General features: G+C 39.5%; 18 protein-coding genes. All 18 read right to left on the bottom strand.

Annotation, left to right across the window (positions count from 1 at the left end; all coding sequences use genetic code 11):
* Positions 1 to 10: 10 nt before the first annotated feature.
* A complete protein-coding gene (fliP, locus tag MKY27_RS04810) occupies positions 11 to 676 on the bottom strand; it encodes a flagellar type III secretion system pore protein FliP (RefSeq protein WP_339198174.1) in 666 nt (221 codons plus the stop codon).
* Positions 673 to 1,356, bottom strand: a complete 684-nt coding sequence (locus MKY27_RS04805; RefSeq protein ID WP_339198171.1) for a flagellar biosynthetic protein FliO — start codon at positions 1,354 to 1,356, stop codon at positions 673 to 675. The genes fliP and MKY27_RS04805 overlap by 4 nt, the downstream gene beginning before the upstream one ends.
* A 4-nt stretch (positions 1,357 to 1,360) precedes the next feature.
* A complete protein-coding gene (locus MKY27_RS04800) occupies positions 1,361 to 1,723 on the bottom strand; it encodes a response regulator (RefSeq protein ID WP_339198168.1) in 363 nt (120 codons plus the stop codon).
* A 22-nt stretch (positions 1,724 to 1,745) separates the two neighbouring features.
* Positions 1,746 to 2,957 carry a flagellar motor switch phosphatase FliY gene (gene fliY / locus MKY27_RS04795; protein WP_339198166.1) on the bottom strand — a complete coding sequence of 404 codons (1,212 nt, stop codon included), beginning with the start codon at positions 2,955 to 2,957 and terminating at the stop codon, positions 1,746 to 1,748.
* The gene (gene fliM, locus MKY27_RS04790) at positions 2,950 to 3,945 is read right to left on the bottom strand and encodes a flagellar motor switch protein FliM (protein WP_339198163.1); all 996 of its coding nucleotides are present in this window, start codon (positions 3,943 to 3,945) and stop codon (positions 2,950 to 2,952) included. Before fliM ends, fliY begins: the two co-directional genes overlap by 8 nt.
* A 45-nt stretch (positions 3,946 to 3,990) precedes the next feature.
* The gene (fliL, locus tag MKY27_RS04785) at positions 3,991 to 4,416 is read right to left on the bottom strand and encodes a flagellar basal body-associated protein FliL (protein ID WP_339175556.1); all 426 of its coding nucleotides are present in this window, start codon (positions 4,414 to 4,416) and stop codon (positions 3,991 to 3,993) included.
* The gene (locus MKY27_RS04780; RefSeq protein ID WP_339198160.1) at positions 4,406 to 4,627 is read right to left on the bottom strand and encodes a flagellar FlbD family protein; all 222 of its coding nucleotides are present in this window, start codon (positions 4,625 to 4,627) and stop codon (positions 4,406 to 4,408) included. Before MKY27_RS04780 ends, fliL begins: the two co-directional genes overlap by 11 nt.
* A gap of 83 nt (positions 4,628 to 4,710) precedes the next feature.
* Positions 4,711 to 5,691 carry a flagellar hook-basal body complex protein gene (locus MKY27_RS04775; RefSeq protein ID WP_339198158.1) on the bottom strand — a complete coding sequence of 327 codons (981 nt, stop codon included), beginning with the start codon at positions 5,689 to 5,691 and terminating at the stop codon, positions 4,711 to 4,713.
* Between the two features lie 97 nt (positions 5,692 to 5,788).
* Complete coding sequence (locus MKY27_RS04770; protein ID WP_339198156.1) at positions 5,789 to 6,163, bottom strand: TIGR02530 family flagellar biosynthesis protein; 375 nt, start codon at positions 6,161 to 6,163, stop codon at positions 5,789 to 5,791.
* 12 nt (positions 6,164 to 6,175) lie between these two features.
* A complete protein-coding gene (flgD, locus tag MKY27_RS04765; RefSeq protein ID WP_339198155.1) occupies positions 6,176 to 6,871 on the bottom strand; it encodes a flagellar hook assembly protein FlgD in 696 nt (231 codons plus the stop codon).
* Positions 6,872 to 8,116: a flagellar hook-length control protein FliK gene (locus MKY27_RS04760; protein WP_339198153.1), complete on the bottom strand. Its 1,245-nt coding sequence runs from the start codon at positions 8,114 to 8,116 to the stop codon at positions 6,872 to 6,874.
* Between the two features lie 26 nt (positions 8,117 to 8,142).
* Entirely contained in the window at positions 8,143 to 8,757 is a 615-nt protein-coding gene (locus MKY27_RS04755; RefSeq protein ID WP_339198151.1) for a hypothetical protein, read from the bottom strand.
* Positions 8,758 to 8,761: 4 nt separating this feature from the next.
* Complete coding sequence (fliJ, locus tag MKY27_RS04750; protein WP_339198149.1) at positions 8,762 to 9,208, bottom strand: flagellar export protein FliJ; 447 nt, start codon at positions 9,206 to 9,208, stop codon at positions 8,762 to 8,764.
* A 2-nt stretch (positions 9,209 to 9,210) separates the two neighbouring features.
* Entirely contained in the window at positions 9,211 to 10,536 is a 1,326-nt protein-coding gene (gene fliI, locus MKY27_RS04745; protein ID WP_339198146.1) for a flagellar protein export ATPase FliI, read from the bottom strand.
* 5 nt (positions 10,537 to 10,541) lie between these two features.
* Positions 10,542 to 11,339, bottom strand: coding sequence for a flagellar assembly protein FliH (fliH, locus tag MKY27_RS04740; protein ID WP_339198143.1), 798 nt, complete (start codon positions 11,337 to 11,339; stop codon positions 10,542 to 10,544).
* Positions 11,332 to 12,345: a flagellar motor switch protein FliG gene (gene fliG, locus MKY27_RS04735; protein WP_339198140.1), complete on the bottom strand. Its 1,014-nt coding sequence runs from the start codon at positions 12,343 to 12,345 to the stop codon at positions 11,332 to 11,334. Before fliG ends, fliH begins: the two co-directional genes overlap by 8 nt.
* Before the next feature lie 14 nt (positions 12,346 to 12,359).
* Complete coding sequence (gene fliF / locus MKY27_RS04730; protein ID WP_339198138.1) at positions 12,360 to 13,955, bottom strand: flagellar basal-body MS-ring/collar protein FliF; 1,596 nt, start codon at positions 13,953 to 13,955, stop codon at positions 12,360 to 12,362.
* A 57-nt stretch (positions 13,956 to 14,012) separates the two neighbouring features.
* Entirely contained in the window at positions 14,013 to 14,321 is a 309-nt protein-coding gene (gene fliE, locus MKY27_RS04725; protein ID WP_339198136.1) for a flagellar hook-basal body complex protein FliE, read from the bottom strand.
* Positions 14,322 to 14,328: the final 7 nt, after the last annotated feature.

Here is a 14,328-nt window from a genome sequence, read left to right as displayed (position 1 = left end):
ATATCATCCCCTAAAAACTTTGAAGTAAAGATTTCATCACTAAATACCAACCATCGACGAGTACAAATAATAAGATTTTAAATGGCAGTGAAATCATTACTGGAGGCAACATCATCATCCCCATTGACATCAGTGTACTTGCGACTACCATATCAATAACTAAAAACGGAATGAATATCATAAAGCCCATTTGAAAAGCTGTTTTAATTTCACTTAACGCAAATGCGGGTACGAGCAGCGTCATCGGAATTTCCTCAATGGAATCCGGATACTCTGCCTGATTATATTCGATAAAAAGTTCTAAATCCTTTTGCCTTGTATGCTGAGACATAAATTGTTTGAACGGAATCGTCGCCCGTTCATATGCCTCTTCCAAATTAATTTCTTCATCGAAGAGTGGCTGTAATGCCTGCTCGTTTACTTGCTGTAATGTAGGAGCCATAATAAAGAATGTCAGAAACAGTGCCAACCCGATAATTACCTGGTTAGGGGGCATCTGGTTCGTGGCAAGGGCTGTCCTAGTAAATGACAGAACGATAACGATACGCGCAAATGACGTCATTAAGATTAATAGACTCGGCGCTAAAGATAGAACAGTTAACAGGAATAACAGTGTAACTGATGTGGATACATTTCCCGGATCACTTTCAGAAAACACGGAAAGAAGGTCGTTCATCGATCATCACGCTCCTGTTCCTTCCAACGATCAAGCTCTTCACTTCGTTGCTGCTTGATTTTGCCGATTTTTTCATTGAACAAATCATTGAATTTAGGACTTTCCGAAATATCCTGATTGCGTTTTTTTTGTGAAAATCTATTAATTAATTGAGCTATATATGGTGAAGTATTCACCATACTCTGTTTATTTTCAATTTGATTTAATAAATGGTCGATTTCTTCTTCGGATTCGATTTCCTTCAGAAGCTGAATGTTATCGCCGACACCAACTACATAAACTCGTTTACCAATTAGTAATAATTGTACAGACTTTTGCTGTCCTAAAGACAATCCACCGATATTTTTTATAACGGCGTTTTGTTGATAGTTAAAGTTACGCTTGTTTAAATACTTTAAAATGAACAATAATAGCCCTATGACGAAGACAAGTGCTATTAATACTTTCAGATATTCCCAAAATCCAACACTAACGGATGCCGAGTCAGTTTGTTCTGCGTCGACATCCGGAGTACTCTGATCTGAATTTTTCTCTTCTGAACATACTTCAGGGTTTTCATTACAGTTTTCGTATACGTTACTTACCATCGCAAAAGTTCCATTTGAGATTGGTGCAAATAATGCCGTCATCAATACAATTCCAACAGCGATCCAAAATCGAAATGATTTTTTTGCTTTCATCAGATCAACCTAAAGCTTTTTGAATCGCTTCGATTACGCGATCTGCTTGGAAAGGCTTTACGATAAAGTCTTTTGCACCTGCTTGAATCGCATCGATGACCATAGCTTGTTGGCCCATTGCTGAACACATAATCACTACCGCATTTGGATCCGTGCCTTTAATTTCTTTTAATGCTGCAATACCATCCATTTCAGGCATTGTAATATCCATTGTTACTAAATCCGGACGTAATTCATTGTACTTTTCAACCGCCTGAATTCCATCAGCAGCTTCTCCTACTACTTCAAAACCATTCTTTGTTAAAATGTCCTTGATCATCATGCGCATGAATGCTGCATCGTCAACAATTAAAATCCTTTTAGACATAATCTGATTCCTCCAATTAAAACTATCTTATATTGTTCAAGCGATCTGCCTGACTTAAAATATCTGTGATGCGAACACCGAAGTTCTCATCAATTACTACAACTTCGCCTTTAGCGATTAAACGACTGTTTACTAAAATATCCACAGGTTCACCTGCAAGCTTATCCAACTCAATAATCGAACCGCTTGATAGTTCAAGTATTTCTTTGACTGAACGGTTTGTACGTCCAAGCTCAACAGTTACTTGTAATGGAATGTCAAGCAACATATTTAAGTTGCGAGACTCAGCTTGTGTAATATTTGCCGATTCAAAGCTTGCGAATTGAGCTTGCTGTACATTTGCCGGTGGTGGTGTATAAGCAGGCTGTTGGTAAACCGGCTGCGGCTGCTCATATACAGATTGCTGTTGCGCTTGCTGCTGAACTGGTTGTTCAAATATTGAAGGCTGTCCTCCAGTCGGTTGTTGCATTGGCTGTTGTTGTGGCGGCTGAACTGGCGCCGGCTCAACTGTAGTTGTTGCAGCAGTAAGAGGTTCGTCAGTTTCTCCCATTAATGACTTTACTATTTTTTTACTAAACTTTAAAGGGAGTAATTGCATTAAATTTGAATCTATCAATTCTCCAATACGTAATCTAAACGAAATTTTCACTAATAATTCATCAACTGGTATATTATCTGTACCCTCATTTTGTGAAATATTTAGTAAGTCAATTGTCGGTGGTGAAATATCAACCTTTTGGTTAAACACCGTTGACATCGAAGTCGCAGCTGAACCCATCATTTGATTCATCGCTTCCTGCACAGCACTCAACTGGATTTCACTTAGTTCAGGTCTTGGATTTACACCATCGCCGCCCAGCATCAGATCTGCAATAATTGCAGCATCCGATTGTTTGATAACAAGAAGATTCATTCCTGAAAGTCCAGTTGTATACTCTACTTGAACGGCAACATATGGATGCGGGAATTCCTGTTCCAGACGATTACGATTTATCATTGTAATACTAGGTGTTGTAATATCTACTTTTTGACCTAGTAATGAAGATAATGCAGTTGCCGAACTGCCGAACGAGATATTACCTACCTCACCTAATGCATCAATTTCTATTGGAGTTAAGTGATCCTCAACTTTAATTTCTTCTTCCGGATTTACTGTATTTGCAGAAAAATCCTCCAGCGTTTCGCCCCTTAATAGAGCCTCAATTTCTTCTTGGGAGAGCATTTCATCACTCATCTTCGTCTCCTCCTTTCACAGGGTCGATAATTTGTATAGCCATTTTATTATTTAATTTCCCTGGCTGAACGGTAAATTTCGGTAAACTGCCGACTTTCATTGTTAACGGATTTTCAATTTTTTGATTTAACGGAATGACATCACCGACAGCCATCGTCAGGAAATCTTCAATTGTAATGTCGGCCGTTCCTAACTCTGCAATAACCGGCAGTTTTGCCTGTTTCACACGAGTTTCAAGCATTTTCGTTTGTTCCGGTGAAATTTCCTTCGTATTTGTCTGCATCCAGTAGCGGACAGATAAATTCGGAACGATCGGCTCCAATACGACATGCGGAATACAAATATTGATCATCCCTGTCGTTTCTCCGATAACTGTATTGAACGAAATGACAACAACCGTTTCATTTGGCGAAATCATTTGTAAAAACTGCGGATTCACTTCCAATTCCACAAGCATCGGATCGATTTCTGCAACGTTTTCCCACGCTTCACGCAAGTTATCAAAAGAACGTTCGAATAGATTCGTCATAATTTTCGTTTCGATTTCGGTTAAATTGTCAACATTACTATGACTTCCGCCTGCTCCTCCCATCAGTCGATCGAGCATCGAATAGGCAATGTTCGGGTTGATCTCCATTAAAATATTGCCATCCAAAGGCGGAACCTCAAATACATTGATCAATGTCATGTTTGGGATGGAACGAACAAATTCTTCAAACGGAATTTGGTCCACAGATGCAACTGTTATTTGGACATAGCTTCTTAACTGTGCCGAAAAGAATGTTGTTAACAGTCGCGCAAAGTTTTCATGTATACGGGTCAAACTTCGGATTTGGTCTTTTGAGAAGCGCAGAGCCCGTTTAAAGTCATATACTTTAACTTTTCGTGTCTCGTCTTCTTTTTTTATGTCTTCTGCAGACATTTCTCCGGTCGATATTGCCGATAAGAGCGCATCGATTTCGGATTGCGACATTATATCTCCTGCCATTTGCCCACCTCCATTTCAAAAATTAAAATTGTGTAGTACTGATGATTACTGAAGTACGTATGAAGTAATATACACTTGCGTAACTTCCCCTTCTTGCATTAACTCATTTAATTGAGCTTTAATTGCATCCTGGAATGTAATTTTACCTTGTTTGCCTTCTAAAGCTTTTTCTTCCATTTCAGAAAGTTCTTGAATTACGATGTTTTTCACTTGGAAATCTCGTTTAAACAATTCTTCGCCAGCTTTTTTATCCGAAGCCTGAATTTTCAAAGTAATGCGGACGAAACTTCCATCTGCCAAGTTCGTTGTAATCTCGGGAATGTCTACCGATGACTCGATAATTTCATCAATCGTTGGTCCATCCGGCTTCTCTTTGTCCATCTGTGTCAATAACACAACTACAATAACACCGAATAAAGTAATCGTCACTAATATAATTAGCATAATTGTCAATAATTTATTATTCTTCATCTTCTTCACCTCTAAGATGCGGGTTCGATAAAACTTGGACATGCTGATAGAATGTCTTCACTTTTTCCCGTACCTGTTTTTCAGTCTCTAACACAATGAATTTACGTCCAGTCGTCAGCGTAATTTGGGTGTCCGGAAATGCTTCAACTGTTTCTATGTATAAAGCATTTAAAGTAAATGCTTTACCATTAAGGCGAGTCACCTCAATCATTGAAATAGGGCCGGACCTGCAGTTGAGAGCCGGCCCGCCCCCCTTCTATAATGAATTTTCAATGAATTTCTACTATATTAAGACTATCGTTTTAAATTTACAAGCTCTTGTAATATTTCATCAGAAGTTGTAATTATTCGAGAGTTCGCCTGGAAACCACGTTGTGCAACAATCATTTCCGTGAATTCTTCCGAAAGATCTACGTTAGACATTTCCATGAAGCCGGAGTTAATTGAACCCAAGCCATCCACCGTACCAAAATGTGCATAAGCTTCACCAGAGTTTTGTGTAACTTGGAAATAGTTTGACCCAGTTTTTTCTAAGCCACTTGCATTTGGGAATTTAGATAAAATCAAAGTACCTGCATATTGTAATTTACCAGCCGCGTCTACAAATGAAATAGTTCCATCTTGAGATATACTCATAGATTGAGCAGTAGTTGGGATACGGATAGGATTTGTGCCATCTGGTAAAGCACCCGCTTCTAACAAGTTTGCACCTGCTTCAATATCTCCCACCGTATCAGCTTTTTCATCATCAAAGTTAGAAAGCCATCCTTCCGGGTCATCAATTGAATCGTATTCAGCAATATTTTCATTCGCAAATCCTACTAAATATTTCCCGTCTCCATTTACTAAATACCCATTTTTATCCATATAGAAGTTACCAGCACGTGTATAGGCAGTATTTGTCAAGCCTGTAACCTCATCAACTGCACCATCTAGTCCTTCATTCACCTCTACAGAGTCTGCCACCATAAAGAATCCATCACCTGAAATTGCTAAATCCAGTGTACGACCTGTCGTTTGCATAGAGCCTGCATTATGAATTGTATCAATCGCTGCTAACTGAGACCCTAAACCTACTTGAATTGCATTCGTACCACCGCGTGTTGCTGATGGACCTGAAGCACCTGATTGTGTTTGCGAAATTAAATCTTTAAAAATTGTTCTTTCTTTTTTGTAGCCGTACGTATTAACATTCGCAATATTATTCCCAATAACGTCTAATTTTGTCTGAAAGTTTTTTAAGCCTGAAATACCTGAATACATTGAACGTAACATAAAATGTCGTTCTCCCTTCGTTTCTCAAATCTGTTTTTTAGTTCAGTCGTATCGATCATTCAACGACTGTAGGCATCCTTACTTCTGAAGGTCCGGCCTATAAAAGGATTGTTCCATCAATATTGGTAAATAGTTGCTGTTTTGCTTCATTACGATCCAATGCCGTAATTACCGTCGCATTTTTTGCACTTACAATTAACGCCGCCTGATCTAACAGGACTAACGGCTGCTTCACACCTTTATTTTTTGCCTCAAACACTTTTTCGGAAATTTGCTGCCATTCACGATCGGATATCGAAATATTTCGTTCATTCAACCGTTCTGACGCATGCTTGCTTATTTTTAATTCATCACCGGTCGCCTGTTTTAAATGGTCCATAAAGGACTGCTTTGAAACTTGCTCAGTATTTTGCTTTATTAGCGGCTTTATCGGTGGGTGGTAAGGGATATGTTGAATATTGACTCGGTTCATCAGCCCCACCTCTTATTCTGTTACATTTTCATTTTGGGTTGTTTGAGAACTCACTGTAAATTGGTCTTTCGTTAAACGGGAACCATCATTTAAAATGTATTCGATGTTCACATTATTTGTTTTAATCGCTTCAATAATTGCCTCAATAACCTGGTCACCATTTGTATATTGAACTGTCTGTCCGATCAGCTGGCTCGCTTCCGCTAATGGATTGCCTGCTGGAACTGCCGGCTCTGTTGTACTCGTACTTCCAAGAATCGATGAAATATTGCCTGGTTTAATTTCCTTGCCGTCAGCCAGTACAAACACGGCCTCACCCTCAACAAACTTCAGTTCCTGAATCGCGCCTGTTCCTTCGTTGTAGATTGGCTTGTTGTCTGCATCCACTTCGTCTGTAATTTCATGCCATTTTACTTCTTTGCCGACAAATGTTGAATAGTTCATTAACTGTGACTGTTCCTGTGATTCAAGTAAATTTTCCATCGCCTTTGTCATATTTTGCATTTGTTCAAGCGAAGAAAATTGTGCCATCTGTGAAATAAATTCCTTATCATCCATCGGGCTAGTCGGATCCTGGTTTTGCAATTGTGTAATCAATATTTTTAGAAACGCATCTTTTCCGAGCGCCCCGTTATCTTGTTTATCCGTCACTTTGAAATTCGGATTGTTCGCCGGTAAATAATAATCATTTGAAATTGAGTTTGCCACTTATTCTACCTCCTCACTTAATAGATCTTTAAACGAAACATTTTCTTCTTCTGATGTATCTTCGTTATTGTCCCGCTCTTCTTCATCATTTTTGCGGAAGAAGTTATTAAAGAAGTTTTGATCACGCGCATTTCGATCCGCATCCTGTAAAGACTGGGCAACATCGATTCGTTCCATTTGAATATTTTGAGAGACAAAACCTGCTTTTAATTGATTAATATTATTTTCCAGTAACTCTTTCCCCATTGCTGTCGTTGCCAATAATCGTGCTGTCATGACCCCGTCTTTTTGAACTAATTCAATTCGAATTTGACCAAGGTTTTCCGGGAACAGTTTCAGGAATAATTTCATATTGCCCGGCTGTCCTGAAAGCTGGCTGCGATTGATCAAGTTTTGAATTTCTTTTAATAATGCCTCCGACTGTGCCGGCTTTTCTGCAGGTAATGTAACGGTCACTGTTTTAGTCTGTGTTACTTGCTGCTGAATATGACCCGTTGTTTGCGTATCAGTTTCAACTTTTACAGTCGTCTGTTGTGTTTGAGCAGTCTGTCCTTGCTGTACTACTTGTTGGAAAGTCGATGTTTTCGTAGTGCTCTGCTCTGTTCCCGCTAACTTTTGAGTTTCATTCGCCAATGCCAGCAATGCATCTTTTAAGCTGTTTAACTGAACTTCCTGTCGATAGACCGTATCGACTTTACTTCCAGCTAGTTGAGCTAACTTTAATAGCTGGACAAGTTGCTGTAATTCTTTTGGTTGTACATTGTTTTGCTCAGGCTTTTCAATAACTGCTAGTACTTCACTTAAAATTTGTGGCGCTTGTTCGATCAGGGACCAAATATCCGTTATATCTTGTTTTGCATCACCTAATAACTTTTGAACAATTTCGTCCAACTCCGTTTTAGTTATTCCTAATATTTCTGTAAGGTTATCCACAGTCATTAAATCATCTATTGCGATTGGCGTACTTTCTTCACCTATTAAGGCAAATAGCCCCGACTCATCCACCTCAACACCTAATTGTTCAAGTAAACTTTCCAGTGAGCTTTCCTCTAAAATCCCGGCAACACTTTCGGCTAGCGGCGTTTCTGACATTTCCGTTTGCTTAGTGGCTGGAGCAGATGATTTTGTGATCATCGAATTAAACACACTTCCAAATCCTTTAGCGTCTGGATTGGCTGTTTTCACCGTGTTCGGTTGTAAATCCTGCTTCGGCATTTTTACCGTTTGTAACATTGCTATATTCATTTACTACACCTCCCTCCATTCAAGGACTATTGCTGTGATAAAAGCTCTGTAAAGCGTGCTGCATCTGCAGGCTCCATTTTTGCGAAAATAGCTGACAATGTATCGGGTTTCATTTCCGACATAATACGCACACTTTCTGTGTCACTCATTTCAACTAATATAGGTGCCGCTTTTCTTGCAGACATTTTTTCGAAAGTAGACAAAATTTCTTTGAACTCTTTTTTCGACTCTTCCTGATCTCGCTGAAGTTTCTCAATTTCAAACATTAATCGTTCCTGCTCAATTAGAAGTTCTTCCTTTTCAGTCGCTGATGCATCGATTTGTGATTGGAGCTGTGAAATTTGCGCTTCTTTTTCTTGAATTTCCGCTTGCAGCTCCACAACTTTTTGTTCACTTAATGTGCTGTTTTCTACTACTCCCTCTTTTTCATCAGAGCTGATAAATGGAATCTTATCAATCGCCTCATCTGCCATTTTAAACACGTTATATTCCGTCATAGTTGTAATAACCAATAAAATTGCGATGAGAAACATGAACGGGATTAAAAATAGGTAGAAAAACTTTTTGAAAAAACTTGGAGATTGGCTTTCCAATTCCATTTCTTCCACTTGTTCCATCGTACTTTTTATTTTTTTTGCCACGGAATCACCTGATTTCCTTCTTGTAATACGCAATTGTTGAAAGCTCATCCAGCTGAATTGCTTCTATATGAAGTTGATCTTCTATGAATCTTTCTTGATCTCTTTCACGCATTTTTTCATATTTACGTACTTCCAAACTTTTTTCCAATAATTTTTCCTCATACCAATTCATCTTGGCCCGTGCCTGCATTACTTTTTGCTGTGCATCTTCTATTGTTTTTTCCATACTATCGATAAATTTTGAATAATGGTTGATTTCATCGATCGAAGAACCAACTTTTAAACGTTCCTGCTGATATTCGATCAAATCTTCCTTTTTCTTTAACAGGTCATAAAGCTTTGTAGCAATTTCTTCAAATACTTGCACCGATTCTTTAAAAGCAAGTTCCGATTGTGTTTTTTCTTGATCTTTAACAATAAGAATTTTTTCGAATCGATAATTGTATTTCATAGTTAACGGGCACCACCATTCGATAATGCGATAATTTCTTTGACAGTTTGATCGATCGAAACTTTATCTTTATACCCTTGCTTTAAGAATTGTGTAATAAGCGGCTCGTACATAATCGCCTCATCAATTTCCTTCGATGTCCCGCGCTTATATGCTCCAATATTAATCAAATCCTCTGATTTAGAGTAGCTGTAGTATAATTCCCGCAAGCGGCTTGCTGCCTGAACATGTTCAGGCTGTGCAATATGATTCATTAGACGACTAACGCTTTTTAATACATTAATTGCCGGATATTGTCCTTTGTTGGCAAGATTCCGGTCCAGTACAATATGACCGTCTAAAATCCCCCGTACTGCATCCGCAATTGGTTCGTTCATATCATCACCGTCTACAAGCACTGTATAAAATGCGGTAATCGTTCCATTAATATTCGTCCCTGACCGTTCCAGCAATGTTGGTAATATTGCAAAAACGGAGGGTGTGTAACCTCTTGTTGCAGGCGGTTCACCAATTGCCAGTCCAACTTCACGCTGTGCCATCGCAACACGTGTTACGGAATCCATCATTAACATCACGTTCTTGCCACGGTCCCTGAAATATTCAGCGATAGCGGTTGCGGTAAATGCCGCTTTAATCCGCATTAATGCAGGCTGGTCACTAGTAGCTGCTACGACAACCGACCGTTGTAAACCTTCCGGACCCAAATCGCGTTCGATAAACTCCCGCACTTCACGTCCACGTTCTCCTACAAGGGCAATCACATTAATATCCGCTTCCGTGTTCCGGGCAATCATCCCAAGCAATGTACTTTTTCCGACACCCGATCCTGCAAATATACCTACACGCTGACCGCTGCCGACCGTTAGCATTCCGTCAATCGCCTTTACCCCTACTTCCAGCTGGTCGTTAATCGGCGGACGGCTTAAAGGATTGGGCGGCTCTTTTTCAGTTGGGACTGTTATTAATCCTTTTGGCAATGGCTGCCCATCAAACGGGTTGCCCATCGCATCAAGCACTTTCCCGATCAGTTCCGGACCTACTTTCACTTCCAGCGGCGAACCTGTCCCCTCGACAAGACAGCCAATGGAGATTTCCTTCAATGAAGAGTACGGCATTAAAATAACAATTTCATCTTTAAATCCAACTACTTCCGCCAGCATCACCTGCGGTCCATTTTTCGATGTTTGGATATGGATTTTACAAACGTCCCCGATGGAACTTTCAGGACCTTGGGACTCAATCATCAAGCCGACAACTCTCGTCACTCTACCATACTTTTTAAATGTATTAAGATTAGGAATTTGTTCAACTAATTGAGCCATTTTCATCCTTATCATTCCTTACTTTCGATTAGTTCGTATAACTGTCTGCGGAGCTCCTGCAATTGTTCGTCAATTGATATGACGATACGTCCATGATTTGTTTCGATATAGCTTTCTGTATCCAGCAGATCTTCATTGACAAATATCATAAACGGAACATTTACCGGGAACATTTCCGCTAGTTCCTCTTGCTGTTCTGTCACAATCGGATGGTATTTCGGTGATACATATAATTTAACTTCTTTCATTTCACGGGCTTCTTTTAGACCACGTCGCACAATGGATACGAATATTTCATCGTCACGGTCAAGTGATGTATGAATAATGCGTTCTGCAGCTGTTAAAGCAAGATCCAAAAGGATGGACTCCTGTGACTCAATATACGATGCTGCATTTTTTTGCGCATTTGTCATCGTTTCATTGGCCGCATGTATTGACTGTTGCATCGTTGCATTTGCCTTTTGTATGCCATCCTCATATCCTTGCGCAAAACCGACGTCATACGCTTCCTGTTGAAGAACGAGTTTTTCCTCTTCCCATGATTGTTTTAATGCTTCAATTGCCTCAAGCTGCTCTGTTCGGTACTGTTCAAAATGAGCTTTTTGCTGCTCGATTTCATAATTGGCCTGTTCCAGCATTTGCTGACGTTCTGCTTCAATGTCAATCGAGCTTTGCTGGGACAATTCCTCTATGCGTTCATCTTCCGTTTTCCCAAAATGAATCGGCTCGAAGAAATTTTGGAGTTTAATTTCTACAACTGATGACTCTTCGGGTTGCTGTGCATTTGTTGAACGGATGATTTTAGACAATTACATCATCTCCTCCGCCACGTGCGATAATAATTTCACCTGCATCTTCCAAACGTCGGATAATTCCTACAATTCGAGACTGTGCTTCTTCTACATCACGTAAACGAACAGGGCCCATAATATCCATTTCTTCACGGAATGTTTCTGCCATACGTTGAGACATATTGCGGAAAATAATTTCTTTTACTTCTTCTGAAGATACTTTCATCGATAACAACAAGTCTTCGTTTTCACAGTCACGAATAACACGCTGAATTGAACGATTATCGAGTGTAACGATATCTTCAAATACAAACATGCGCTTTTTAATTTCTTCGGCAAGTTCAGGATCTTGAATTTCAAGTGCATCAAGAATTGTTTTCTCTGTTTGACGGTCCACACCATTCAATACTTCCACGACTGCATCTACGCCACCAGTTTCTGTATAGTCCTGTGTTACAGTAGATGATAGTTTTCGCTCTAATACCGATTCAATCTCACTTATAACTTCCGGTGACGTCGATTCCATAATGGCAATACGCTTCGCAATATCCGCTTGTACTTCCTGTGGTAATGAAGATAGAATAACCCCTGCTTGCCCTGGTTCTAAATAAGAGAGAATAAGTGCAATTGTTTGAGGATGTTCATTTTGGATAAAATTGAAAATTTGTGACGGATCTGCTTTTCTGGCAAAATCGAATGGTCTTACTTGTAATGAAGAAGTTAAACGATTTAATATCGCCTGTGCCTGTTCAGAACCCAATGCCTTTTCCAGTACGGTTTTCGCATATCCTATACCACCTTGTGTAATATAGTCCTGCGCGAGTGCTATTTGGTGAAATTCTTCAATAATTTCTTCTTTAACAGTTGACTCCACTCTTTTAACACTAGAAATTTCCAGTGTCAGACGTTCAATTTCCTCTTCACTTAAATGCTTATATACAGAAGCCGAAACTTCCGGTCCTAGAGAAATTAACAGTAAAGCAGCTTTCTGCTTTCCTGATAGGTCTTTATCTTTCTTGGACACAGCGGAACCTCCTATTAATCTTCAGCAATCCAGCTACGCAATAATTTCGCAAAATCTTCAGGCTTATCTTTCGCCATTTTCTCTAATTGCTTGCGGCGTACAGTCGCTTCAGTTTCTTTTTCTTCGGAAATATCTTCTATTTCTATTAACTGCTGCTGTTCTTCTAAAATCTCCAGTTCTTCTTCATCTTGCTTACGTCGACGTGCACGGAGCACATTAATGACAAGTAATATAATTGCAACAACTAATATACCGCCAATTACCCATACCCACCAAGGAATAACCGATTGCGGCTGATCTTCCGCCGAATCATTTCCTTGGAATTGCTGTACAGATACGACGATACGGTTTGCAATATCTTCGTCTGTCAGATTTCCTGCAGCTTCTTGATCAATTGATGTACGAACAATTGTCGATAAAATTTGTTCAATATCTGTACGAACACCTTGATCGAATCCCTCTTCTGCATTTGGAGGGTCTACCATTACTTGAATACCTAAATTACGGATTTTGTAAGGACTTTCCTGAATCTCACGGCGAATCCGATTTACATCATTGTTAATCGTCTCTTCCACTCGTTCGTAATCGCCGTCACCGTTTGTTCCTTCCACATAATCTACAAAGTTATCTGTTACACTACCAGCTTCAGTTGTACCTTCTGCCGCTCCTGCAGCACCGCCTGAATATGTTTCCGTAATACGTTGAGCACTTATTTCAATACCTTCCATATTTTCCTCATCAACAGGTCGGATTAAATTTTCTTCGCGATTTTCTTTTTTAAAGTCAATATCAGCCGAAACATTTACTACGACTTTATCCTGACCGATTAACGTACCGAGCATTTGCTGCACTTGACGCTGCAAATCACGCTCAATCGTTTTCTTTACTTCCATTTGGCCAGTAACTGAATCGATTCCGTTTCCACCGCTTTCCGCAGATGCGAGATCGTAATACTCAGAATACTGGTTCATGATTGTAATATTTTCTTTAGGTAAATTTGGAATACTCATCGATACTAAATTAAATAATCCTTTAATTTGATCGTCTGAAAATTTGTGCCCAGGTGCTGTATTTAATACAATTGCCGCCTGTGCTTCACCTTTTGCATCTTTAAGGAACACACCTTCTTCAGGTAAAGAAATCATTACACTTGCATCTTTGACACCTTCGAATTTTCGAACTAAATTCGCCAGATCCGTTTCAATCGTCGCTTGCTTAATTACGTTAAATTCATTATCCGTCATCCCAAAGCCTGCATTAGATGTAAAAAAAGACGTGTCAATTTCCCCAGAATCTGGATAACCTTGGGCTGCTAATGACACTTGTAAGTCCTGTACTTGATTTTCCGGCACTAATATTACTGTCCCGCCGTTTGTTACTTCGTACTTTACGCCTTGTGAGGCAAGTACCTCTGTAATTCTCCCTACTTCAGACTGTGACATCTCCGGAAATAACGGAGCCATTGTCGTACGCGTTGAGAAATACGTAATTACCGCTGCAATTGCAATGACAGCTACTAACGCACCGATTAATGCACCTTTTTGATTTTTGGTGCGACTTTTCCAGAAACCGGTCGAGTCGCTTTTAATTTTTGTAAGTCGTTCATTCATTATGAATCCTCCGCTTAAAGTGAATGCCCAACAATTTGTCAGTCGTTTTCCAAACCATTACACACTCATACGCATAATTTCTTGATAAGCTTCCACAGCTTTATTACGAACTTCAATTGTTGTGTTTAGAGTAACACTTGCTTTTTGTGCAGCAACCATTACTTCAAAAAGATCAACATCTCCACCGTTAATTAATTTTTGAGTCATTGTATCTGATGTCTTTTGATGTTCATTGACACTTGCAATCGCTTCTTTTAATGTATCTGCAAATTGCTGTTGGGCATTTGCAGGAGTCAGTTGATTCTGAACATTTACTTCATTCACAGATTGTGCAGGAGACATGAATGTTACAGGATTAATCGCCATTTAAATA

The sequence above is a fragment of the Solibacillus sp. FSL R5-0449 genome, from assembly GCF_037975215.1.
Classification (GTDB): domain Bacteria; phylum Bacillota; class Bacilli; order Bacillales_A; family Planococcaceae; genus Solibacillus.
Note: the sequence above shows the minus strand (reverse complement) of the source record. Positions and strands in the feature narration are given on the sequence as shown.

Bases quoted from the DNA above. Each gene is read 5' to 3' on its own strand.
- fliP (WP_339198174.1), bottom strand. From the start codon at position 676: ATGAACGACCTTCTTTCCGTGTTTTCTGAAAGTGATCCGGGAAATGTA.
- MKY27_RS04805 (WP_339198171.1), bottom strand. From the start codon at position 1,356: ATGAAAGCAAAAAAATCATTTCGATTTTGGATCGCTGTTGGAATTGTA.
- MKY27_RS04800 (WP_339198168.1), bottom strand. From the start codon at position 1,723: ATGTCTAAAAGGATTTTAATTGTTGACGATGCAGCATTCATGCGCATG.
- fliY (WP_339198166.1), bottom strand. From the start codon at position 2,957: ATGAGTGATGAAATGCTCTCCCAAGAAGAAATTGAGGCTCTATTAAGG.
- fliM (WP_339198163.1), bottom strand. From the start codon at position 3,945: ATGGCAGGAGATATAATGTCGCAATCCGAAATCGATGCGCTCTTATCG.
- fliL (WP_339175556.1), bottom strand. From the start codon at position 4,416: ATGAAGAATAATAAATTATTGACAATTATGCTAATTATATTAGTGACG.
- MKY27_RS04780 (WP_339198160.1), bottom strand. From the start codon at position 4,627: ATGATTGAGGTGACTCGCCTTAATGGTAAAGCATTTACTTTAAATGCT.
- MKY27_RS04775 (WP_339198158.1), bottom strand. From the start codon at position 5,691: ATGTTACGTTCAATGTATTCAGGTATTTCAGGCTTAAAAAACTTTCAG.
- MKY27_RS04770 (WP_339198156.1), bottom strand. From the start codon at position 6,163: ATGAACCGAGTCAATATTCAACATATCCCTTACCACCCACCGATAAAG.
- MKY27_RS04760 (WP_339198153.1), bottom strand. From the start codon at position 8,116: ATGAATATAGCAATGTTACAAACGGTAAAAATGCCGAAGCAGGATTTA.
- fliJ (WP_339198149.1), bottom strand. From the start codon at position 9,208: ATGAAATACAATTATCGATTCGAAAAAATTCTTATTGTTAAAGATCAA.
- fliI (WP_339198146.1), bottom strand. From the start codon at position 10,536: ATGAAAATGGCTCAATTAGTTGAACAAATTCCTAATCTTAATACATTT.
- fliF (WP_339198138.1), bottom strand. From the start codon at position 13,955: ATGAATGAACGACTTACAAAAATTAAAAGCGACTCGACCGGTTTCTGG.
- fliE (WP_339198136.1), bottom strand. From the start codon at position 14,321: ATGGCGATTAATCCTGTAACATTCATGTCTCCTGCACAATCTGTGAAT.